14 protein-coding genes and 1 tRNA gene are annotated in these 20,865 nt (G+C 61.9%); 8 read left to right on the top strand and 7 right to left on the bottom strand.

Annotated features, from left to right (window positions below; translation table 11 throughout):
• Nucleotides 1–51: 51 nt before the first annotated feature.
• The 6 genes from nirB to WI754_RS02725 all read right to left on the bottom strand — a co-directional run bounded on the left by nirB (nucleotide 52) and on the right by WI754_RS02725 (nucleotide 7,992).
• Nucleotides 52–2,502, bottom strand: coding sequence for a nitrite reductase large subunit NirB (gene nirB / locus WI754_RS02750; RefSeq protein WP_349436109.1), 2,451 nt, complete (start codon nucleotides 2,500–2,502; stop codon nucleotides 52–54).
• Nucleotides 2,503–2,506: 4 nt separating this feature from the next.
• A complete protein-coding gene (locus tag WI754_RS02745; protein ID WP_349436108.1) occupies nucleotides 2,507–3,304 on the bottom strand; it encodes an ABC transporter ATP-binding protein in 798 nt (265 codons plus the stop codon).
• 12 nt (nucleotides 3,305–3,316) lie between these two features.
• Nucleotides 3,317–4,210, bottom strand: a complete 894-nt coding sequence (ntrB, locus tag WI754_RS02740) for a nitrate ABC transporter permease (RefSeq protein WP_349436106.1) — start codon at nucleotides 4,208–4,210, stop codon at nucleotides 3,317–3,319.
• 199 nt (nucleotides 4,211–4,409) lie between these two features.
• Nucleotides 4,410–5,708 (bottom strand): CmpA/NrtA family ABC transporter substrate-binding protein, encoded by a 1,299-nt coding sequence (locus WI754_RS02735; protein ID WP_349436105.1) that lies wholly within the window; start codon nucleotides 5,706–5,708, stop codon nucleotides 4,410–4,412.
• 360 nt (nucleotides 5,709–6,068) lie between these two features.
• On the bottom strand, nucleotides 6,069–7,355 hold the full coding sequence (locus WI754_RS02730; protein WP_349436104.1) for a CmpA/NrtA family ABC transporter substrate-binding protein: 1,287 nt from the start codon (nucleotides 7,353–7,355) through the stop codon (nucleotides 6,069–6,071).
• 49 nt (nucleotides 7,356–7,404) lie between these two features.
• The gene (locus WI754_RS02725; protein ID WP_349436103.1) at nucleotides 7,405–7,992 is read right to left on the bottom strand and encodes an ANTAR domain-containing response regulator; all 588 of its coding nucleotides are present in this window, start codon (nucleotides 7,990–7,992) and stop codon (nucleotides 7,405–7,407) included.
• A 179-nt stretch (nucleotides 7,993–8,171) separates the two neighbouring features.
• On the opposite strand from WI754_RS02725, the gene WI754_RS02720 reads away from it, so the two are divergent.
• The 4 genes from WI754_RS02720 (at nucleotide 8,172) to WI754_RS02705 (ending at nucleotide 13,637) form a co-directional block, all read left to right on the top strand.
• Nucleotides 8,172–8,339 (top strand): hypothetical protein, encoded by a 168-nt coding sequence (locus WI754_RS02720; protein WP_349436102.1) that lies wholly within the window; start codon nucleotides 8,172–8,174, stop codon nucleotides 8,337–8,339.
• Nucleotides 8,340–8,627: 288 nt separating this feature from the next.
• Nucleotides 8,628–10,376, top strand: coding sequence for a cation:proton antiporter (locus WI754_RS02715; RefSeq protein ID WP_349436101.1), 1,749 nt, complete (start codon nucleotides 8,628–8,630; stop codon nucleotides 10,374–10,376).
• 522 nt (nucleotides 10,377–10,898) lie between these two features.
• Nucleotides 10,899–12,182, top strand: a complete 1,284-nt coding sequence (locus WI754_RS02710) for a cystathionine gamma-synthase family protein (protein ID WP_349436100.1) — start codon at nucleotides 10,899–10,901, stop codon at nucleotides 12,180–12,182.
• A gap of 291 nt (nucleotides 12,183–12,473) precedes the next feature.
• Nucleotides 12,474–13,637, top strand: a complete 1,164-nt coding sequence (locus WI754_RS02705) for a GSCFA domain-containing protein (protein ID WP_349436099.1) — start codon at nucleotides 12,474–12,476, stop codon at nucleotides 13,635–13,637.
• A gap of 249 nt (nucleotides 13,638–13,886) precedes the next feature.
• On the opposite strand, the gene WI754_RS02700 is transcribed toward WI754_RS02705, so the two are convergent.
• Nucleotides 13,887–13,963: transfer RNA gene (locus WI754_RS02700), tRNA-Arg, on the bottom strand.
• A 222-nt stretch (nucleotides 13,964–14,185) separates the two neighbouring features.
• On the opposite strand from WI754_RS02700, the gene WI754_RS02695 reads away from it, so the two are divergent.
• The 4 genes from WI754_RS02695 (at nucleotide 14,186) to metH (ending at nucleotide 20,719) form a co-directional block, all read left to right on the top strand.
• On the top strand, nucleotides 14,186–15,082 hold the full coding sequence (locus WI754_RS02695; protein WP_349436097.1) for an ROK family protein: 897 nt from the start codon (nucleotides 14,186–14,188) through the stop codon (nucleotides 15,080–15,082).
• Nucleotides 15,083–15,103: 21 nt separating this feature from the next.
• Complete coding sequence (locus WI754_RS02690) at nucleotides 15,104–15,598, top strand: heme-degrading domain-containing protein (RefSeq protein ID WP_349436096.1); 495 nt, start codon at nucleotides 15,104–15,106, stop codon at nucleotides 15,596–15,598.
• Nucleotides 15,599–15,611: 13 nt separating this feature from the next.
• Nucleotides 15,612–16,775, top strand: coding sequence for an AGE family epimerase/isomerase (locus WI754_RS02685; protein ID WP_349436095.1), 1,164 nt, complete (start codon nucleotides 15,612–15,614; stop codon nucleotides 16,773–16,775).
• 164 nt (nucleotides 16,776–16,939) lie between these two features.
• On the top strand, nucleotides 16,940–20,719 hold the full coding sequence (metH, locus tag WI754_RS02680; RefSeq protein WP_349436094.1) for a methionine synthase: 3,780 nt from the start codon (nucleotides 16,940–16,942) through the stop codon (nucleotides 20,717–20,719).
• The last annotated feature ends 146 nt before the right edge of the window (nucleotides 20,720–20,865 follow it).

Genomic DNA, 20,865 nt, shown 5'->3' with positions numbered 1-20,865 from the left:
TCACCCCCACCCGCGCGTTCCGCGCGACCTCCCCCCTCAAGGGGGAGGTAGTTACTCCGCCGCTTCCGAGTATCCAACCGTCGCCATCGGCCGGAACTCATGCTTGTCCTTGCCGGAGACGCGCTCCGACCAGGGGTCGATCTGGGCGAATTTCTGGGAGAAGACGAAGCGGTCGTAGTAGGCCTGGCGCTTCTCCGCATCGCCCATGATCTGGCGGCGGATCTCGTCGAGACCGATGCGCTTGGCCCATTTGTAGATGCGCTCCAGATAGCGGCCCTGCTCGCGGTACATCTGCGTCAGCGCCACGATGTATTGCAAAGCCTCGTCCTCGGTTTTCACGAGGCCAAGGACTTCGGTGCCCTTGATGTCGAGACCGGCAGCCCCTGCAAAATGGATCTCGAAGCCCGAATCGACGCAGATGACCCCGATATCCTTGCAGGTTGCCTCGGCGCAGTTGCGCGGACAGCCGGAGACGGCCATCTTGAGCTTGGCCGGCGTCCAGGAGCCCCACATGAACTTCTCGATGCGGATGCCGAGCCCGGTCGAATCCTGCGTGCCGAAGCGGCACCAGTCGGAACCGACGCAGGTTTTTACGGTGCGCAGGCCCTTCGCATAGGCCTGGCCGGAGACGAAGCCGGCCTTGCCGAGATCGGCCCAGACGGCGGGCAGGTCTTCCTTCTCGATGCCGAGAAGGTCGATGCGCTGGCCGCCGGTGACCTTGACCAGCGGCACCTCGAACTTGTCGACCACGTCGGCGATGGCGCGCAGTTCCTTCGAATTCGTCACGCCGCCCCACATGCGCGGCACGACGGAGTAGGTACCGTCCTTCTGGATGTTGGCGTGGACGCGCTCGTTGATGAAGCGCGACTGGTAATCGTCGGCATATTCGTCCGGCCAGTCGCAGACGAGGTAGTAGTTGAGGGCCGGGCGGCATTTGGCGCAGCCACAGGAGGTCTTCCATTCCAGTTCCTGCATGACCGCCGGAATGGTCTTCAGACCCTTGGCCTTGATCAGGCGGCGCACGTCGTCATGTCCGAGCTCGGTGCAGGTGCACATCGGCTGAACGGCGGCCGGATTATAGGCATCGCCGAGCGTGATCGACATCAGCTGTTCGACAAGCCCGGTGCAGGAGCCGCAGGAGGCGGATGCCTTGGTGTGGGCCCGCACGTCGTCGAGCGAGCTCAGTCCCTTCGCGGTGATCGTACCCGTGATCTTGCCCTTGCAGACGCCGTTGCAGCCGCAGATTTCCGCATCATCCGGCAAGGCTGCAACGGCCGCCATAGGGTCCAGCGGGGACCCTCCCTGGTAGGCCTGGCCGAAAATGAGCGTTTCACGCATTTCCGAGATATCGGTGGCTTTCTTCTTCAGGTCGTTGAACCAGGCGCCGTCGGCCGTTTCGCCGTAAAGCACGGTGCCGATGATGCGGTTGTCCTTCAGCACCAGACGCTTGTAGACACCGGCCGTCGCGTCGCGCAGCACGATCTCCTCGCGGTCGTCGCCTTCGGCGAAATCGCCGAGGGAGAAGAGGTTGATGCCGGTGACCTTGAGCTTGGTCGGCGTGTCCGAATGCACGAAAGCGGGCGTACGATCGCCCGCCAGATGCGAAGCGGCGATGCGGGCCATTTCGTAGAGCGGTGCGACGAGGCCATAGACCATGCCGCCGACTTCGGCGCATTCGCCGAGCGCCAGGATATCGCCATCGGAGGTCTGCATGCCGGCATCGACAACGATGCCGCGATTGACAGCAAGCCCCGCTTCCTTGGCGAGATTGGCATTCGGACGGATGCCGACCGCCATGACGACGAGTGTCGCGGGAATGATCGTGCCGTTGTCGAGCTCGATGCCCTCGACCTTGCCATCGCCGATGATCGCCTTCGTGTTGGCCTTGCAGATGACCTTGATGCCGCGTTCCTCGACGGCCTTCTGCAAGAGGTAGCCGGCGGCGGGATCGAGCTGACGTTCCATCAGCGTCGGCATGACATGCAGGACAGTCACATCCATGCCGCGCGAGGCAAGACCTGCCGCCGCCTCGAGCCCGAGCAGGCCACCGCCGATGACGACCGCCTTTTCGCGCGACTGGGCGGCGAGCAGCATGGCGTTGACGTCGTCGAGGTCGCGGTAGGTGATGACGCCGGGCAGATCCTTGCCGGGTACCGGGATGATGAAGGGCACGGAGCCGGTCGCGACGACGAGCTTGTCATAGCTTTCCGTCACGCCATGATCGGAGGTGACGGTCTTCTTGGCGCGGTCGATCGAGACGATCTTGTGGCCCTTGTAGAGCGTGATGCCGTGTTCGATGTACCAGCCGTCGCCGTGGATGACGATTTCCTCATAGCTCTTTTCGCCGGAAAGGACCGGTGAGAGCATGATGCGGTCGTAGTTGACGCGCGGTTCGGCATTGAAGATGGTCACCTCATAGAGGCCTGGCGCCTGTTCCAGCAGGTGCTCCAGCATGCGCCCGGGGGCCATGCCGTTGCCGATGATGACGAGTTTCTGGGTCATGGGCTTACTCCGCTGCTTCGACGAAGCGGTGGCGTTCATAGAGGAACTTCAGGACCGCCTCCCGACACTTGAGATAGGTGCGGTCTGAGGCGAGCTCGATGCGGTTGCGTGGCCGGGCAATCGGCACGTCGAGGACTTCGCCGATCTTGGCTGCAGGACCGTTGGTCATCATGACGATCCGGTCGGACAAAAGCACGGCTTCATCGACATCGTGAGTGATCATGACCATGGTGTTGCCGAGGCGGGCGTGGATTTCCATCACCGCGTCCTGCAGATGCGCCCGCGTCAGGGCGTCGAGCGCGCCGAAGGGTTCGTCGAGCAGCAGGATCTTCGGCTCCATGGCGAGCGCCCGGGCGATGCCGACGCGCTGCTTCATGCCGCCGGAAATCTCGGACGGCCGCTTGTCCTTGGCATGGCCCATCTGGACGAGGTCGAGATTGGCCATGACCCACTCATGGCGTTCCGCCTTGCTCTTGGTCCTGCCGAAAACCTTGGAGACGGCGAGGTTGACGTTTTCATAGACCGTCAGCCAGGGCAACAGGCTGTGGTTCTGGAAGACGACGGCGCGTTCCGGTCCCGGCGCGTTGACCTCCCGGTTTTCCAGCAGCACCGCGCCGGACGAAACCGGCGTCAGGCCGGCGATCAGGTTGAGCAGGGTCGACTTGCCGCAGCCCGAATGGCCGATGATCGAGACGAATTCGCCCTTGTCGATCGTCAGGTTGACACCCTTCAATACCTCGGCGCGTTGCCCGCCCCGGTCGAAGTGCTTGTCGATATGGTCGAGTTTCAGATAGGCGTTCATGATCGAAGTCCCTTAAGATGCGGAAGCGCCGCGGGTGACGATGGTGCCGAGAGCTGCGACCAGCTTGTCGAGGATGAAGCCGACGACGCCGATATAGGCGAGCGCGACGATGATGTCGGGCAGGCGCGACGAGTTCCACGCATCCCAGATGAAGAAGCCGATGCCGACGCCGCCGGTCAGCATTTCAGCCGCGACGATGGCGAGCCAAGACAGGCCGACGCCGATACGAAGGCCGGTGAAGATGTAAGGGGCTGCCGATGGCAGCATGATCTTGAAGAAGAACTCGAACTGGTTGAGGCACAGCACCTTGGCGACGTTGCGGTAGTCCTGCGGGATGTTGCGGACGCCGACGGCGGTGTTGATGATCACCGGCCAGATCGAGGTGATGAAGATCACGAAGATCGCCGAGGGGTTCGAGTCCTGGAACGCGGCGAGCGACAGAGGCAGCCAGGCGAGCGGCGGAACGGTGCGGAGAATCTGGAAGATCGGATCAAGGCCGCGCATGGCCCAGACGGACTGGCCGATGACGGCGCCGATGAGCACGCCGGCGACGGCGGCAAGGCCGAAACCATAGGCGACGCGCTGCAGCGAGATCAGCACTCGCCAGCCAAGACCGATGTCCTGCGAGCCGTAGTCGAAGAACGGATAGGCGATCAGATCGTAGCTTTCCTGCCAGACCTGCGACGGCGGCGGCAGCGTCGCGCCGGCGCCCGAACAGAGGATCTGCCAGATCGTCAGGATGACGATGAGCACGACCAGCGGCGGCAGGACATTGCGCGCGAGCGCGACCGCGATCTGCTTCGGCTTCGTTTTCGCAGCGGGCCGGCCCGGCAGTGCGATAATCTTACCCTTCGGGGATATCGTCGGGGGGATGGCTAGATCTTCTTTATGTGCTGTTGCTGCCATGGGTCTTAGTCCTCAATAAATTGAACCGGGCCTGCTCGAGAGCCCCTCATCTGGCCCCCCTTGTTTAAGAAGAAGGGCTGCCCCCTTCTCCCCGTGAACGGGGGGAAGGAACATGCGGCTCGCTCCGTCGTCCCTCTCCCCGCGAGCGGGGAGAGGGCTAGGGTGAGGGGCAACACTCCGCAGTGCTGCCCCGGACACATCAGGACGCGGCCTTGATCGTCAGGCTATCCAGATAGGCGGACGGGTTTTCCGGGTCGAAGACCTTGCCGTCGAAGAAGGTTTCCTTGCCGCGCGAGGTCGAGGCTGGAATGTCTGATGCGGCAACGCCCAGATCAGCGGCGGCTGCACGCCAGATATCCTCGCGGTTGACCTGATCGACCAGTGCCTTGATGTCCGTGTCGGGCGCCAGTTTGCCCCACCGGATGTTTTCGGCCAGGAACCAGGTGTCGTGGCTCTTGAACGGATAGGAAGCGCCGTTCGCCCAGAACTTCATGAAGAGATCGGTGCCGTGCACGACCCGGCCGTTGCCGTAATTGATGTCGCCCTTCAGCCGGCCGATGATGTCTTTCACCGGCGTGTTGATCCATTGGCGCTTGCCGAGGATCGTTGCCATCTCTTCCTTGTTGTCCATGCTTTCGCACCATTGCTGGGCTTCCATCACGGCCATCATCAGCGCCTTGGCGGCGTTCGGGTTCTTCTCGATCCAGTCAGCGCGCATGCCGAGCGCCTTTTCCGGATGCCCCTTCCAGAGTTCCCCGGTGGACGCCGCGGTAAAGCCGATGCCCTGGTTGACCAGCTGTTCGTTCCAGGGCTCGCCGACACAGAAACAGTCCATGTTGCCGACCTTCATGTTCGCCACCATCTGCGGCGGCGGCACGACGATGGTCGAGACGTCCTTGTCGGGGTCGATGCCGCCGGCGGCCAGCCAGTAGCGGATCCAGAGATCGTGGGTACCGCCTGGGAAGGTCATCGCCACCTTCACTTCGCCGCCGTCGGCCTTCTTTTTCTCAAAAGCGGCCTTGAGCTTGGAGGCGTCGAGCTGGACGCCGGTGTCGGCGTATTCCTTGGCGACGGAGATCGCCTGGCTGTCGCAGTTTAGGCGGGCGAGGATCGCCATCGGTACCGGAACGTTGTTCTGCGTCACCTTGCCGGTGTGCATCAGGTAAGGCAGCGGCGAGAGGATGTGGGCGCCGTCGATGCCGTTGGCTGCGCCGCCGAGCACGAGATTGTCGCGTGTCGCGCCCCAGGAGGCCTGTTTGGCAACCTCGACGTCCGGCATGCCATGCTTTTCGAAAAAGCCCTTCTCCTTGGCGATGATCAGCGCCGCCGAATCCGTCAGTGCGATGTAGCCGAGCTTGACGCCGGTCACTTCCGGGCCTGCGCCGGCGGCAAAGGCGCCCGACGGGAAGGCCGTCTTGACCGCGCCGATCAGTGCGGCGGTTGCGGTGGTTTTCAGGAGGCTGCGACGGGTGATGCCGTTGCTCAAAATCGTCTTCATGAACAGTTCCCTCTGCTGTGGCCGGTCGGATTTTTGGCAATAAAAAACGCCGCTCGGAGATTTGCGTATGCGGGAAGGAGGAATCCCGGACTGCAAAACCCTTGCGACGTCGATGTCTCTTGCGAACGCCTATCGCGCGTTCGTCTGCTGCGATCGCCATTGACCGGAGCGATTTATGTCATGCAAAGCCCGTGCCAGTTTGGAGGAGAAACATTATGGCTTTGAAATTGTATGGATTTTTGCGTCAATCTGTTGAGTGAGTAATTTTTGATCGCTGCTGTTTTGTGCTAAAAAATTCAGCTGTTGCTTTGCGACGGCAAGTTCAAGTGCGAATTTTTGTGCAGTGCAAAAGCCGTGGCGCTAGATTTCGTCGCCGGCGTGGCCGCCGAGCGTCGTGCTTTTGACCGCGAACCCGGCAATATAGTCGTCCATCCGGACCGGGTCGAAAACCTGCCCGTCCAGGAAGCGGTCTCCGTCCACAGCTCCCTCGACGCGAATATCGTCATCCAGCAGCGGTGCAACGTTCGCTCCAAGCGCCAGGCGGTAGATGTCGGGCCGATAGGCCGCGGCTGCCGCCGTCATGCCGGCGGAGGACAGGTCGGTCTGGCCCCAGCGGATCATCTGGCTGTAGATCCACAGGGCCTGGCTCGGGCGCGGGTAGTTGGCGAACCCTGCGTGGAACGTGAAATAGTCGTCGATGATGCGGCGATTGCCCTGCGCATCGAGGTTGAATTCGCCTGCCAGCACGCGGCGGATGATATCGACCGGCGCGGAGAGATAACGGCCGTCTGCCAGCGCTTCCGCCAGCTTATCGTGATTGTCCGGGCGGTCGCACCAGCGTGCCGCCGCATCCAGCGCAACGATCAATCGGGAGACCGTTTCCGGATGCGTCTGCGCCCAGTCGGGCCGCATGCCGATCACCTTTTCCGGCGCGGACGGCCAGATGTCCTGCTTGGCGGCGACGATACGGCCGACGCCTCGCTCCGAGGCGACCATGTTCCAGGGCGCGCCGACGCAGAACCCGTCGATGGCGCCGGCGGCGAGCGCATCCGACGTCATCGGCGGCGGTACGACGACGAGCTTGACGTCGCGGTCCGGATCGATGCCGCCGGCCGCCAGCCAGTAGCGGAATTCGTAATTGTGCGAGGAGAAGGGATAGGTGACGCCCAATGTCGGCAGCGGTTCGCCGCGCGCCTTCAGGCCTTCAATGACCTTCGAAAGCGCTCGCGCGTTCTCCAGAGCGCTCGCCGTTTCAGGCAGGGCCGCCGCCTCGCGCATGCGGGCGAAAAGCCGTGTCGACAGCGTGATCGCATTGCCGCCGCGCCCCAACGAGAAAGGGGTGATCGTCGGCGATGGATTGGAGCCGAGCCCCAGCATCGAGGCGACCGGCATGGGCGACAGCATATGAGCGATGTCGAACTGGCGGAAGGCAAGCCGGTCGCGGACATTGGCCCAGGAGACATCCTTGACCAGGTCGAGGGTCAGGCCCTCCTTCTGCGCAAAGCCGAACTCGGCGGCGGCGATCAGTACGGAGGCGTCGACAAGCGGAATGAAGCCGGCTCGCAGGGTGCGCGGGCCTTCGGCGTTCATTCCGGCGGGTGCGGCAAGGTGACCGTCACCGCGCAATTCCGTAACCTTGGTGGTCATGTTCACTCCAACTCCTCCCGCTGGAAGATCTTTGGCTGAGGTGCTGTCATCACATCAACAATCCTGCGGCGGTAACGACGCTCTGGGCGATATCCGCCATCTTCTTCTTCTCGTTCATCGCCGTCTGGCGCAAAAGCGCGAAGGCCTGCTCCTCGGAAAGGCCGCGCATCTTCATCAGGATGCCCTTCGCCCGCTCGATGACCTTGCGTTCCTCCAGTGCGGATTTCGCGTCGGCAAGCTCCTGCTGCAGCCGGCTGAAGGCATTGAAGCGGCTGACGGCCATGTCGAGAATGGGTTTGACGCGCTCCTTCTTCAGGCCATCGACGATGTAGGCGGAGACGCCGGCTTCCACCGCCGCCTCGATCGAGGCTGTGTCGGAGCGATCGACGAACATGGCAATCGGCCGGCCGACCGTCCGAGTGAGCTGGAACAGATGCTCCATCATGTCGCGATTGGGGTTTTCAAGATCGATGACGATCACGTCCGGCTGCAGTGTCTCGATGATGCGGGCGATGCCGTTGACTTCATGGACCACCGTCACCTTCGTATGCCCTGCCTCACGCAATCCTTCCTCGATGATGGAGGCGCGGATCGCGTTCTCATCGATGACGAGAATGGTGAGGTCAAAATAAGCCATGGCGCATAGATGACGCAGCGCAGCATTCTTGGCAATGCCTAAAATAGGTGCTCTCGGTCGATTGCCTAAAAGTTAGGCGAAATGCTCAGAATGTGACCGGTGATTCTTGCTGCGCATCCATTCCGCCGGTCGAGACTTGCCTATCTCGCATAGTATCACGATGCGGCGAGGGGAGCGACATGCCGGAAAGCGCACAAGACATTTATGCCCACATCGGACAGGCGCTGGCCGATTGCGTCGATGAACCCTGGCGCGAGATCCGGCTGCATATCGATGTGATCGACAATTCGATCGGCCTGACCGGCGAGCACCTGCGAGTATCTGCGAGAGACCGGTGCTTCCGCTGACCTGGACGTCCGGCAGCTCGACCACTCCATCACCAAGGCGATCCGGCAGCTTCACAGGACGTCGCATCTGTCCGGCAATGCATCGTGGATGCGTGCAACCGGACGGGCGGTTCCAGATGAAGCTGATCGATGAAGCGCCCCTCGACTGGAATACAGGGCAGGAAGCCGGTTCATGGCGATAAAACCGTCATTTTCCCGAATGTGCCACTTTATCAAAGCGCCAAGGACGGCTTACGATGTGAAAAAACATTGTGTTGGCGCAACAGCTTGGGCAGTCGGGAGTAGAGTGTGCATCAGGACATGGCTTTGGTGGCGACGGTTGCGATCAGCTTCGTACTGGCCGCTGGTTTTGGCTATCTTGCGGACAGGCTTCGTTTGCCGCCGCTGGTCGGTTATCTGGTTGCCGGCATCCTGATGGGGCCGTTCACGCCGGGCTTTACCGCGGATAGCGCGCTTGCCGCGCAACTGGCGGAAATCGGCGTCATCCTGTTGATGTTCGGCGTCGGCTTGCATTTTTCGGCATCGGATCTCATCGCCGTCCGCGGCATCGCCATTCCCGGCGCCATCGGTCAGATCATCCTTGCGACGCTGCTCGGCATCGGCCTCTGCACGCTGTGGGGCTGGAGTCTCGGCGCTGGGCTCGTCTTCGGCCTCAGCGTCTCCGTTGCCAGCACCGTGGTGCTGCTCAAGGCGCTGGAAGAGCGAAATCTCGTCAACTCGCCCAATGGCCGTGTGGCCATCGGCTGGCTGATCGTCGAGGATCTGGCGATGGTCCTGACGCTTGTTCTCCTGCCCATCGTCGCGGAGGTCTTGGGCGACCAGGGTGCGACGGCAGCGCATGCGACGGACGCTGGAGGCGGTACGTCGATTGCCCTGACCATTCTTGTCACGCTGCTCAAGCTCGGCGCCTTTGCGGTGCTTGCCGTCATGCTGGGACCTCGGCTCGTTCCATGGCTGCTGACGCTGGTCGCTCGCACCGGCTCGCGCGAACTGTTCACGCTGACCGTGCTTGCCATCGCGCTCGGCATCGCCTTCGGGTCGGCGACGATTTTCGGCGTGTCCTTCGCGCTCGGCGCGTTCTTTGCCGGCGTCATCATGAGCGAATCCCACCTCAGCCACCGGGCCGCCGCCGATTCGTTGCCGCTGCAGAATGCTTTTTCGGTGCTGTTCTTCGTCTCGGTCGGCATGCTGTTCAACCCGATGATCCTGATCCATCAGCCGCTTGCGGTCGCCGCCATCCTGGCGCTGATCATTTGCGGCAAATCGCTGATCGCCGCCGGTTTCGTGCTCCTGTTGCGCTATCCGCTGCAAATGGCGCTGACGGTGGCGGCAAGCCTGGCGCAGATCGGCGAGTTCTCCTTCATCGTCGCCGGGCTTGGCGTCTCGCTCGGGCTCTTGTCACAGGAAGGCCACGACCTCATCCTCGCCGGCGCTATTCTTTCGATTACGCTGAACCCGCTGATGTTCGCTGTCGCGGCGAAGCTGAAAACGGCAATCGGCCGTGCGATGCCCGTTTTCGCAAGCCAGTATGGCCAGCGCAAATTTGCCGCGCTGACGCGGGATCTCGATATCATCAGGGAAAAAGCCGAAGAAAAGGAAAGCCAGCAGCAGCTGAAGAAGCAGCAACTGGTGAACACATTCCCGATGTTTTCCGAGGTCAATGAACATGCCCTGGAGGAGCTTCTCCTCCTGTTCCGGCCGGCGTCGGCATCGCCGGGCGACAAGGTCATCAGGGTCGGCGAGCGCGGTGATGCCATGTATTTCATCGCCGCCGGCGCCGTCGAGGTCCGCCTGCCGGGCAAGGCTGTCCTTCTGGAGGCGGGCGCTTTCTTCGGCGAGATGGCGCTGCTCAGCGGTGGATTGCGCACCGCCGATGTGATCGCGGTGGATTTCTGCCAGTTCCTGAAACTCGACCGGCGCGACTTCAACATCTTCATGGCCCGGCACCCGCGACTGCGCGCCGCTGTCAGCGACATGGCGCGCGAGCGCAAGCAGATGAATATCCTGCGTGACGCGCAAAGCGATGCGGTGGATTAGAGCCGAGAACCGGCAGGCTCGCGCGGCGGCCGGAATAGTCAGGCGAAGACCTCAGTCGAACTCAGCGCCTTGAGCCCCCAGTTTTCCCGGGCGAGCTTCCGGAACACCTACTCGGCGTCTTCATAGCGTCACCTACGCTTTGCGCCCGGCGCAAGGGCGACGAATGCTTGCGGCATATTTGCATCGGCAGCGACGCTGACATCGGAGATTTCAACCAGGTCCTCGAAGGAAGGCCGGATGGCTTCGAGCGCATCGGATGGAGAACCAGCCTCGGCTGGCCTTGCTCCTCTGGTGATGGCCATCCACGAACGGGCAAGTCTGTTCCTTGTTCCGGCCCGCGCCGGGAGCGCCTGAGCATTTCTCCGCACTTCGATCCATACGGCGTCGCCGAAAAATCCGGATTTTGTCCAGTTTCGATCAGCACCGCGCAATTTTTGGTCAAAAACGCGTTCAGATTGGCAAGAAGTAGCAGCCAAACTTGATGTAGACTGCGTAATTCACATCAAAATCCCGGAGACTGTCATGACCGCTCCCCATCCCTCCAAGACCCATATCGGCAATCATAAACTGCATCCCGAAACGCAGATGCTGAACTATGGTTATGATCCGGAACTGTCCGAGGGCGCCGTCAAGCCGCCGGTCTTCCTGACATCCACTTTCGTCTTCAAATCGGCGGAAGAGGGGCGGGATTTCTTCGATTTCGTCTCCGGCCGCCGGGAGCCGCCGGCGGGCACCGGGGCAGGCCTGGTCTATTCCCGCTTCAACCATCCCAATAGCGAAATCGTCGAGGACCGCCTGGCGGTCTATGAGCGCACCGAGAGCTGCGCACTGTTTTCCTCCGGCATGTCGGCGATCGCCACGACGCTGCTTGCCTTCGTCAGGCCGGGTGACGCGATCCTGCATTCGCAGCCGCTCTACGGCGGCACCGAAACGCTCCTGGCGAAGACCTTCCTCAATATGGGCGTCACCGCCGTCGGGTTCGCCGATGGCGTCAGCGAGAAGTCTGTGCAGCAGGCGGCGGATGCGGCCATGGCCAAGGGCCGCATTTCGGTGATCCTGATCGAAACGCCGGCCAACCCGACCAACAGCCTCGTCGATGTCGCGATGATCCGCCGGATCGCCGACAGGATCGGCGAAACGCAGGGGCACACGCCGATTGTCGCCTGCGACAACACGCTGCTCGGACCCGTCTTCCAGCGGCCGATCGAGCACGGTGCTGACCTTTCGCTCTATTCGCTGACCAAATATGTCGGCGGCCACTCCGACCTGATCGCCGGCGCGGCGCTGGGCACCAAGGCGATCATGAAGCAGATCAAGGCCCTGCGCGGCGCCATCGGCACGCAGCTCGATCCGCATTCCTGCTGGATGCTGGGCCGCTCACTGGAAACGCTGTCGATCCGCATGGAAAAGGCGAACGGCAATGCCCTCCAGATTGCCGATTTCCTGCGCGACCACCCCAAGGTCGAGGGTATCCACTATCTGCCCTATCACGACGCCGAATCGCCGGTCGGCAGGACCTTTGCCGCGCAGTGCAGCGGCGCCGGCTCGACCTTCTCCTTCGATATCCGCGGCGGCCAGCCGGCCTCGTTCCGGTTTCTCAATGCGCTGCAGATCTTCAAGCTGGCCGTGAGCCTCGGCGGCACCGAATCGCTCGCCAGCCACCCCGCCACGATGACCCATTCCGGCGTGCCGGCTGACGTGCGCCAGCGGATCGGCGTCCTGGAATCGACCATCCGCCTGTCGATCGGCATCGAACACCCGGACGACCTGATCGCCGACCTGACGGTGGCGCTGGATGCGGCCTGAGGCGCGGTCCTGCTTGCGCTTATTTTTGGCAATGTCTTGAAACGGTTACATTCGTGCACCATATTGCGCTCATGGAATTCGTTTCCAGCGGCTGACCACGGATGTACTGGCAGTGCTGTCGAGGCGGGTCGGAGAGGTCGGGTTTTCACCCGGCCTTTTTCTTTGGGCAGTGCGTTTAGACTGGATGCCCTCGAGTTCCAAACCCCCGCCGAACGGAGTCGCGCGACGCACAGCCCATTGACACGGTCAGCCCTTGAAGTAGCGTGCCGGTCTCAATTTGAGAGGTGAATAATGGCATTCTACGCATACGAGCAAGACGGACGGCAACGCAAGACGTCGCAGAGCTTCTTTCGCGGGGAACACACCAACTTTCATCCGACGAACAACTCGTTTGCCGCACCAAATTTCCTGGCTGAATACCTGATGGAGGGGTGGGCCCCCGCTTCCAAATTCGTGACCAAGGAAACGCCTATTGTCGCCTTCGGGTCATGTTTCGCAGCGAACATCAGCGACTATCTCCATGGCCGCGACTATAATGTTTTGACCAAAAAGGAGAGCCGAGCTTACGTCACGCAAATGGGCGACGGGATTGTGAACACGTTCGCCATCCTTCAGCAATTCGAGTGGGCCTGGCTCAACAAGACCCCGAATGCCGACCTTTGGCACGGATATGCGGCCGAAGAATTCGGATACGATGAAGCGGTCAGGCTTGAAACCAAAGACTTATTTGACCAAGCGGATCTCTTCATCATCACGCTCGGTCTGTCGGAAGTTTGGTACGACGAGCCGACAGGAGAGGTGTTTTGGCGTGCCGTTCCGATGGACAAATATGACCCGGCCCGGCACAAATTCCGCGTTTCGAGCTTTGCCGAAAATGCTGCAAACCTCCAAGCCATACGGGCGTTGATCCGAAAGTTCCGGCCCGATGCACATATCCTGTTTTCGGTTTCCCCAATACCCCTGGCGGCAACTTTCAGGTCGGTTTCCTGCCTAAGCGCCGACGCGGTATCCAAGGCTATAATCCGGGCAGCCTTGGACGAGTTTATGAGGGCCAACGGAACCGATGAGCGTCTCCATTACATGCCGAGTTACGAAGCGGTGACCAGGCTGTTCAAGAACCAGTGGATGGCAGATCGCAGGCACATATACCCCCACGTCCTTGACTTCAACATGCAGGTGTTTGAAGCGTTTTACTGCAATCCGGGCCTGCCCGCAGAGGAATTGGCGGACGCTTTCAGGGTCGCGGTGGAGGAGGACGTCAAGATTGGCATTCATGGTCAGGAAGAGGCCGAGCGATCTTACTACGAGATGGTGCGCCTCAGGACCGAGCAGAGAAAGGAAGATCGCCGTCAGGCGCGAATACAGGCAAGGATAGACGCAAGGGTCGCGGAGCGTCGCCGCCTTCGGGAGTTGGAGATGTCCACGAGAAAGGCCTCGGCAAGGTCGGACACCTGAACCGTGCCCCGCTTGCCAGGCGCTCCGTCGCCTCACGCGTTTGAGCCTCAGGTAGACCTGGTTCGGCCTTGGGGGCATGGAACGCACCGCCAAGCCACCCGTTACAATATCGCGACGACGCGACTATACGACCGGATGGCGCCGAAAAAAGAAGACAGTTGCGCAACTGAGATCGCCCATTGCGACGCGAATATGGGGAACGGTGTCGGAGCTCGTTTGAGCGTCGGAAATAGCAGGATGTTGGTTTGCTGGTGATCCCAGATGGATTCGAACCATCGGCCTCAGGATTAGGAATCCTGCGCTCTATCCTGCTGAGCTATGGGACCAGCCGGAAAGAACCCTTACAAAAGCTCGGCCGCGAAGCCAAGTGTTTTTCCGATGCGGTTTTGCATCGGCCTTGTCGGAACTGGATTTTCTCGTGCGCTTCGCAGCCGGGCGGACTGGCGCGAAACGCTTTTCCGGTGTTAAGCAGGTGCGGCGGAACGGGAGAACACCCGGCCGATGAGGCGCCGCTCATTGCAACGAGATGCACAAGAGTTTGATCCGACATGTTCATTGGAATTGACTGGGGCGGCACGAAAATGGAAGTCATCGCGCTCGACCGCGATGGCACGACCAGGGCCCGGCACCGCATCGCGACGCCGACCAGCGGTTACGATGCCTGCATCCGCGCGGTGCAGGAGCTTGTCGCCACCGCCGAGCAGATGGCGGGCGAACAGGGGACGATCGGCATCGGTATTCCCGGCAGCCCCAATCCGCGCACCGGCATCGTGCGCAATTCCAATGCCGTGCTCTTGAACGGCCAGCCGCTCGGGCGCGATCTCCAGGCAGCGCTCGGCCGCGAAGTGCGGCTTGCCAATGATGCCAATTGCCTTGCTGTCTCGGAAGCCGTGGATGGCGCCGGCAAGGATGCGCATACGGTTTTCGGCGTCATCGTCGGCACCGGCCATGGCGGGGGGCTTGCGATCGGCAAACATGTGCATGCCGGCTATCAGGGCATCGCCGCCGAAATCGGCCACTATCCGCTGCCCTGGATGACGCCGGACGAGTATCCGGGCCACAAATGCTGGTGCGGTAAACATGGCTGCCTCGACATGTATGCCTGCGGCACCGGCGTCGAACTCGATTACCGGACCACGACGGGCATCGACCGGCGCGGCCGCGACATCATCGCCGACAAGCGCAGCGGCAATCCGGTCGCCACCGCCGTCTACGAGCGCTTCGTCGACCGGCTCGCCCGCAGCCTGGCGCTGCTCACCAACATCGTCGACCCCGATGTCTTCGTGCTTGGCGGCGGCATGTCGAATGTCGACGAGATCTACGACGAGCTGCCGGATTTGATTGTCAAATATATTTTCGGCGACAGTTTCGAAACGCCGATCCGCAAGGCGGTGCATGGCGACAGTTCCGGCGTGCGCGGCGCCGCCTGGCTCTGGAAAGACTGAAAGACAAGGGGAAACGGCGATATGAATTTCGACAAGGATCTCGAACGCATCGCGTTGCAGGAGAAGGAACTGCAGTTCGACAGTTTTAACCTGGAAACCGGCTGGAAACTCGGTGCGTTGCTACGCGACATGGCGGTGGAAGGAAAATTGGGCGTCGTGATCGACGTCACGCTGTTTTCCATGCCGGTCTTCTATGCGGCGCTGGAGGGATCGACGCCCGACAATCCGAACTGGGTGCGCCGCAAGCGCAACTGCGTTTTCCGCTTCCTGAAGAGCAGCTACGCGATCGGCCTGACACTCGCCAAGCAGGACAGCACGCTGCAGGCGAAGTTCGGCCTGCCCGATGCCGAGTTTGCGCCGCATGGCGGCAGCTTCCCGATCGTCGTCAAGGGCACCGGCTGCATCGGCGCGGTTACGGTTTCCGGCCTGCCGCAGCGCGAGGATCACAACATGGTCGTCGAAGCGCTCGCCAATGTGCTCGGCAAGGATCTCGGCGCGTTGAAACTTGGCGCATAAGAACGGACGGACAGTGATAATGGATATTGCCGGCTTTTCCGCGAAATTGAACGACTGGCTCGCCAGTGCGGCGCTGCCGATCTGGCGCGACAAGGGCTTTGACACGTCGAGCGGCGGCTTCGTCGAGACGATCGACATGACGGGCGAGCCGACGCGGGCGAACCGCCGGTCGCGCGTCCAGCCGCGCCAGGTCTATTGCTTTGCGGAAGCGGGCCGTCGCGGCTGGCCGGGAGACTGGCAGAGCGTCGCTCGGAGCGGGCTTGCCTATTTCGATCGCGTCTATCTGCAGCCGAACGGCTTTTACGGGGCGCTCGCGGATGCGGACGGACATCTGATCGACGCGTCGTTCGATCTCTACAACCAGGCTTTCGCGCTTTTGTCCTTTGCCTATGTGGCTCAGGTCTTTCCGGAGCGGAAGGCGGAGATGATCGAGCGCAGCAATATCTTGCTGCAAAAGCTCGAAGCCCATTGCAAGCACCCTTTGGCGGGCTTCGAGGAAGACAATCCACCGCGCCTGCCGCTCTGCTCCAACCCGCATATGCACCTGTTCGAGGCGTGCCTCGCGAGCGAAGAGGTGGATGGTTTCGACACGGTTGCCTGGACCAATCTCGCCGATGAGATCGCAGCGCTTTGCATGGATCATTTCATCGATACCGAAACCGGCGCGCTGCGCGAATTCTTCGATCACGACTGGTCGCCGATGCCGGGCGACAAGGGCCGCATCGTCGAGCCGGGCCACCAGTTCGAGTGGGCCTGGCTGCTCTTGCGCTGGGGTGAGCGGCGCGGCGATGCCGATGCGTTGGTGAAGGCGCGCCGCCTGTTCGAGATCGGAGAGCAATATGGCATTGCGCAGCCGCGCGACGTGGCTGTCATGACGCTTCTCGACGATTTCTCCGTCGCCGATCCGATCGCCCGGCTGTGGCCGCAGACGGAATGGCTGAAGGCGGCGATCCGCTTTGCGGCGCTCACACAAGGCGAGGAGCGCGAGCGTTATCTCCGCTCCTCCGTTCGCGCCGCAACGGCGCTGATGCGGTTTCTCGACACGCCGGTCAAGGGGCTGTGGCGCGACAAGCAGAAGGCCGATGGCAGCTTCGTCGAAGAACCGGCGCCCGCCAGCAGCTTCTATCACATCCTCTGCGCCATCTACGAAGTGGACGACTGCCTCAAACGGCTCTGACGCGGCATATCCGATCGATGTCCAACCGGCTCGTTTCCTCTGAAACGGGCCGGTTTCTTTTTGCCCGTTCGTTTGATTGCGGAGATGCATATATTGACATAAAGATATCTTTATGTGATGCCTGTATGCTACTGTATTGTCGTTTTCAGAACGGGAGATTTCCCATGTCCGCCATCGATGCCCTTTTCGGCGCCATTTCACCCCGTCCCGATGGGTCGGAAGTCATGGCCGCATTGAAAGCGGCGGCGCGTGAACGCATCCTGATCATGGACGGCGCGATGGGCACGGAAATCCAGCAGCTTGGCCTCGGCGAAGAGCATTTCCGTGGCGACCGCTTCGCCGGCTGCGACTGTCATCTGCAGGGCAATAACGACCTTTTGACCCTGACCCAGCCCGGCGCGATTGAGGAAATCCATTACAACTACGCCATCGCCGGCGCCGATATCCTCGAAACCAACACCTTCTCCTCAACCTCCATCGCCCAGGCCGACTACGGCATGGAGGCGATGGTCTATGAACTGAACCGTGACGGTGCCCGGCTTGCGCGGCGTGCGGGGCTCAGGGCGCAGCAGGTCGACGGCAAGCGCCGCTTCGTCGCCGGTGCGCTCGGGCCGACCAACCGCACCGCCTCGATCTCGCCCGACGTCAACAATCCCGGTTTTCGCGCCGTAACCTTCGATGACCTGCGCGTCGCCTATGGCTTGCAGCTGCGCGGCCTGATCGATGGCGGCGCCGATATCATCCTGATCGAAACGATCTTCGACACGCTGAACGCCAAGGCGGCGATCTTTGCGACCGAGGAAGTGTTCATCGAAAAGGGCGTTCGCCTGCCGGTGATGGTCTCCGGCACGATCACCGATCTTTCCGGCCGCACCCTGTCCGGCCAGACGCCGACGGCCTTCTGGCATTCGGTGCGCCATGCCGAGCCCTTCACCATCGGCCTCAATTGCGCGCTCGGCGCCAATGCCATGCGCGAGCACCTGACCGAGATTTCCGACGTCGCCGACACCTTCGTCTGCGCCTATCCGAATGCTGGCCTGCCGAACGAATTCGGCCGTTACGACGAAAGCCCCGAGGAGATGGCAGCCCAGATCGAGGGCTTTGCCCGCGAGGGCCTCGTCAACATCGTCGGCGGCTGCTGCGGCTCGACGCCGGCCCATATCCGGGCGATCGCAGAGGCTGTTTCGAAACACCCGCCGCGCGCCATTCCCGAGGTGCCGCGACTAATGAAGCTGTCCGGGCTAGAGCCGTTCACGCTGAGCAAGGACATTGCCTTCGTCAATGTCGGCGAGCGCACCAACGTCACCGGCTCGGCCAAGTTCCGCAAGCTGGTCACCGCCGGCGACTATGCCGCGGCGCTCGATGTCGCCCGTGACCAGGTGGCGAACGGCGCCCAGATCATCGACGTCAACATGGACGAGGGCCTGATCGATTCGAAGCAGGCGATGGTCGAGTTCTTGAACCTGATTGCCGCCGAGCCGGATATCGCCCGTGTGCCTGTGATGATCGACAGTTCGAAATGGGACATCATCGAGGCCGGGCTGAAATGCGTGCAGGGCAAGCCGCTGGTCAATTCGATCTCGATGAAGGAAGGCGAGGAAGCCTTTCTGCATCACGCAAAACTCTGCCGCGCCTATGGTGCCGCGGTCGTCGTCATGGCCTTCGACGAAAAGGGACAGGCCGATACGAAGGCCCGTAAGGTCGAGATCTGCACCCGCGCCTACAGGCTCTTGACGGAACAGGCCGGTTTTGCGCCGGAAGACATCATCTTCGATCCGAACATCTTTGCGGTGGCGACCGGTATCGAGGAACACAACAATTACGGCGTCGACTTCATCGAGGCGACGCGCGAGATCATCGAGACCTTGCCGCATGTCCATATTTCCGGCGGCGTCTCGAACCTCTCCTTCTCCTTCCGCGGCAACGAGCCGGTGCGCGAGGCGATGCATGCCGTGTTCCTCTATCATGCCATCCAGGCGGGCATGGACATGGGCATCGTCAATGCCGGCCAGCTTGCCGTCTACGACCAGATCGAGCCGGAGCTGAAGGAAGCCTGCGAGGATGTCGTCCTCAACCGCCGCGCCGATTCGACCGAGCGGCTCTTGGAACTGGCCGAACGCTTCAAGGGTGCCGCCGGCAGGGAGGCCAGGGAGCGGGACCTGAAATGGCGCGAATGGTCGGTTGAAAAGCGGCTGGAGCATGCGCTGGTCAACGGCATCACCGAGTTCATCGACGCCGATACGGAGGAAGCGCGGGAAAATGCCGCGCGGCCGCTGCATGTCATCGAAGGCCCGTTGATGGCCGGCATGAATGTCGTCGGCGACCTCTTCGGTTCCGGCAAGATGTTCCTGCCGCAAGTGGTGAAGTCGGCCCGTGTGATGAAGCAGGCGGTTGCGGTTCTCCTGCCCCATATGGAGGCCGAGCGGCTGGCGGGTGGCGGCGAGGGCGAGGGCGAGCGCCAGAGCGCCGGCAAGGTGCTGATGGCAACGGTGAAGGGCGATGTGCACGACATCGGCAAGAACATCGTCGGCGTCGTTCTCGCCTGCAACAATTACGAGATCATCGATCTCGGGGTGATGGTGCATGCGGCGAAAATCCTCGAAGTCGCCCGCGAGCGCAATGTCGACATCATCGGCCTTTCCGGCCTGATCACGCCGTCGCTCGACGAGATGGCGCATGTGGCGGCCGAAATGGAGCGCGAAGGCTTTGATATTCCGCTGCTGATTGGCGGCGCCACGACGAGCCGCGTGCACACGGCCGTCAAGATCCACCCGCGCTACCATCAGGGCCAGGCGATCTACGTCACCGACGCCAGCCGCGCCGTCGGCGTCGTTTCCAGTCTGCTGTCGCCGGAAGCGAAGGCCGGCTATGTCGAGACGGTCCGCGCCGAATACAGGAAGGTCGCCGACGCGCATGCCCGCAACGAGCTGGAAAAGCAGCGCCTGCCGCTGGCCAGGGCCCGCGCCAACGCGCAGACGGTCGATTGGGACGGCTATCAGCCGAAGACGCCCTCCTTTCTCGGCACCCGCGTCTTTCAGGGTTGGGACCTCGCCGAACTGGCGCGTTATATCGACTGGACGCCGTTCTTTCAGACCTGGGAGCTAAAGGGCGTCTACCCGAAGATTCTCCAAGACGAACGGCAAGGCGAAGCCGCCCGCCAGCTCTTTGCCGATGCTCAAGCCATGCTGGCAAAAGTCATCGCGGAAAAGTGGTTCGCGCCGAAGGCGGTCGTCGGCTTCTGGCCGGCCGGTGTGGTCGGGGACGATATCCACCTGTTCACGGATGAAACGCGAAGCGCCGATCTCGCCACCTTTTTCACGCTGCGCCAGCAGATGAGTAAGCGCGACGGCCGGCCGAATGTGGCCCTGTCGGATTTCGTCGCCCCGGTCAAAAGCGGCAGAGACGATTATATCGGCGGCTTCGTCGTCACCGCCGGCATCGAGGAAGTGGCGATTGCCGAACGCTTCGAGCGGGCCAATGACGATTACTCCTCGATCATGGTGAAAGCCTTGGCCGACCGTTTCGCCGAGGCCTTTGCCGAGCGTATGCACGAATATGTCCGCCAGGAGCTCTGGGGCTATGCACCGGACGAGACCTTCACGCCCGCCGAACTGATCGGCGAGCCCTATGCCGGCATCCGCCCGGCACCCGGCTATCCGGCGCAGCCCGATCACACCGAAAAGGCGACGCTGTTTCGTCTCCTGAAGGCCGAGCAGGAAATCGGCGTCACGCTGACGGAGAGTTTCGCCATGTGGCCGGGCTCCTCCGTCTCCGGCCTCTATATCGGCCACCCGGAAGCCTATTACTTCGGCGTCGCCAAGATCGAGCGCGACCAGGTCGAGGACTATGCCGGGCGCAAGGACATGCCGATCGGCGAGGTCGAACGCTGGCTCGGGCCGATCCTCAACTACGTCCCGGCGGCGAGGGCGGAAGCGGCGGAGTAGGGGCTTAGGGGAGTCGGTTGATGTGTGGGGGAGGCGACGACTGCGGGCCAGTACCGGTCATTGTCATGTTCGCAAACCGCCCTATTCTGCGGCGTTGAATTCGCGTTGTACGATCTTTACTTAACGCAGACGCTTGTTTGCGGCGC

Source organism: Pararhizobium sp. A13, assembly GCF_040126305.1.
Taxonomy (GTDB): Bacteria; Pseudomonadota; Alphaproteobacteria; order Rhizobiales; family Rhizobiaceae; genus Pararhizobium.
The sequence above is the reverse complement of the archived record's forward strand: the minus strand, read 5'-3'. Positions and strand labels throughout refer to the sequence as shown.

Excerpts from the sequence above, each read along its gene's own strand:
- nirB (WP_349436109.1), bottom strand. The coding sequence starts at position 2,502 with ATGACCCAGAAACTCGTCATCATCGGCAACGGCATGGCCCCCGGGCGC.
- WI754_RS02745 (WP_349436108.1), bottom strand. The coding sequence starts at position 3,304 with ATGAACGCCTATCTGAAACTCGACCATATCGACAAGCACTTCGACCGG.
- ntrB (WP_349436106.1), bottom strand. The coding sequence starts at position 4,210 with ATGGCAGCAACAGCACATAAAGAAGATCTAGCCATCCCCCCGACGATA.
- WI754_RS02735 (WP_349436105.1), bottom strand. The coding sequence starts at position 5,708 with ATGAAGACGATTTTGAGCAACGGCATCACCCGTCGCAGCCTCCTGAAA.
- WI754_RS02730 (WP_349436104.1), bottom strand. The coding sequence starts at position 7,355 with ATGACCACCAAGGTTACGGAATTGCGCGGTGACGGTCACCTTGCCGCA.
- WI754_RS02725 (WP_349436103.1), bottom strand. The coding sequence starts at position 7,992 with ATGGCTTATTTTGACCTCACCATTCTCGTCATCGATGAGAACGCGATC.
- WI754_RS02720 (WP_349436102.1), top strand. The coding sequence starts at position 8,172 with ATGCCGGAAAGCGCACAAGACATTTATGCCCACATCGGACAGGCGCTG.
- WI754_RS02710 (WP_349436100.1), top strand. The coding sequence starts at position 10,899 with ATGACCGCTCCCCATCCCTCCAAGACCCATATCGGCAATCATAAACTG.
- WI754_RS02705 (WP_349436099.1), top strand. The coding sequence starts at position 12,474 with ATGGCATTCTACGCATACGAGCAAGACGGACGGCAACGCAAGACGTCG.
- WI754_RS02695 (WP_349436097.1), top strand. The coding sequence starts at position 14,186 with ATGTTCATTGGAATTGACTGGGGCGGCACGAAAATGGAAGTCATCGCG.
- WI754_RS02690 (WP_349436096.1), top strand. The coding sequence starts at position 15,104 with ATGAATTTCGACAAGGATCTCGAACGCATCGCGTTGCAGGAGAAGGAA.
- metH (WP_349436094.1), top strand. The coding sequence starts at position 16,940 with ATGTCCGCCATCGATGCCCTTTTCGGCGCCATTTCACCCCGTCCCGAT.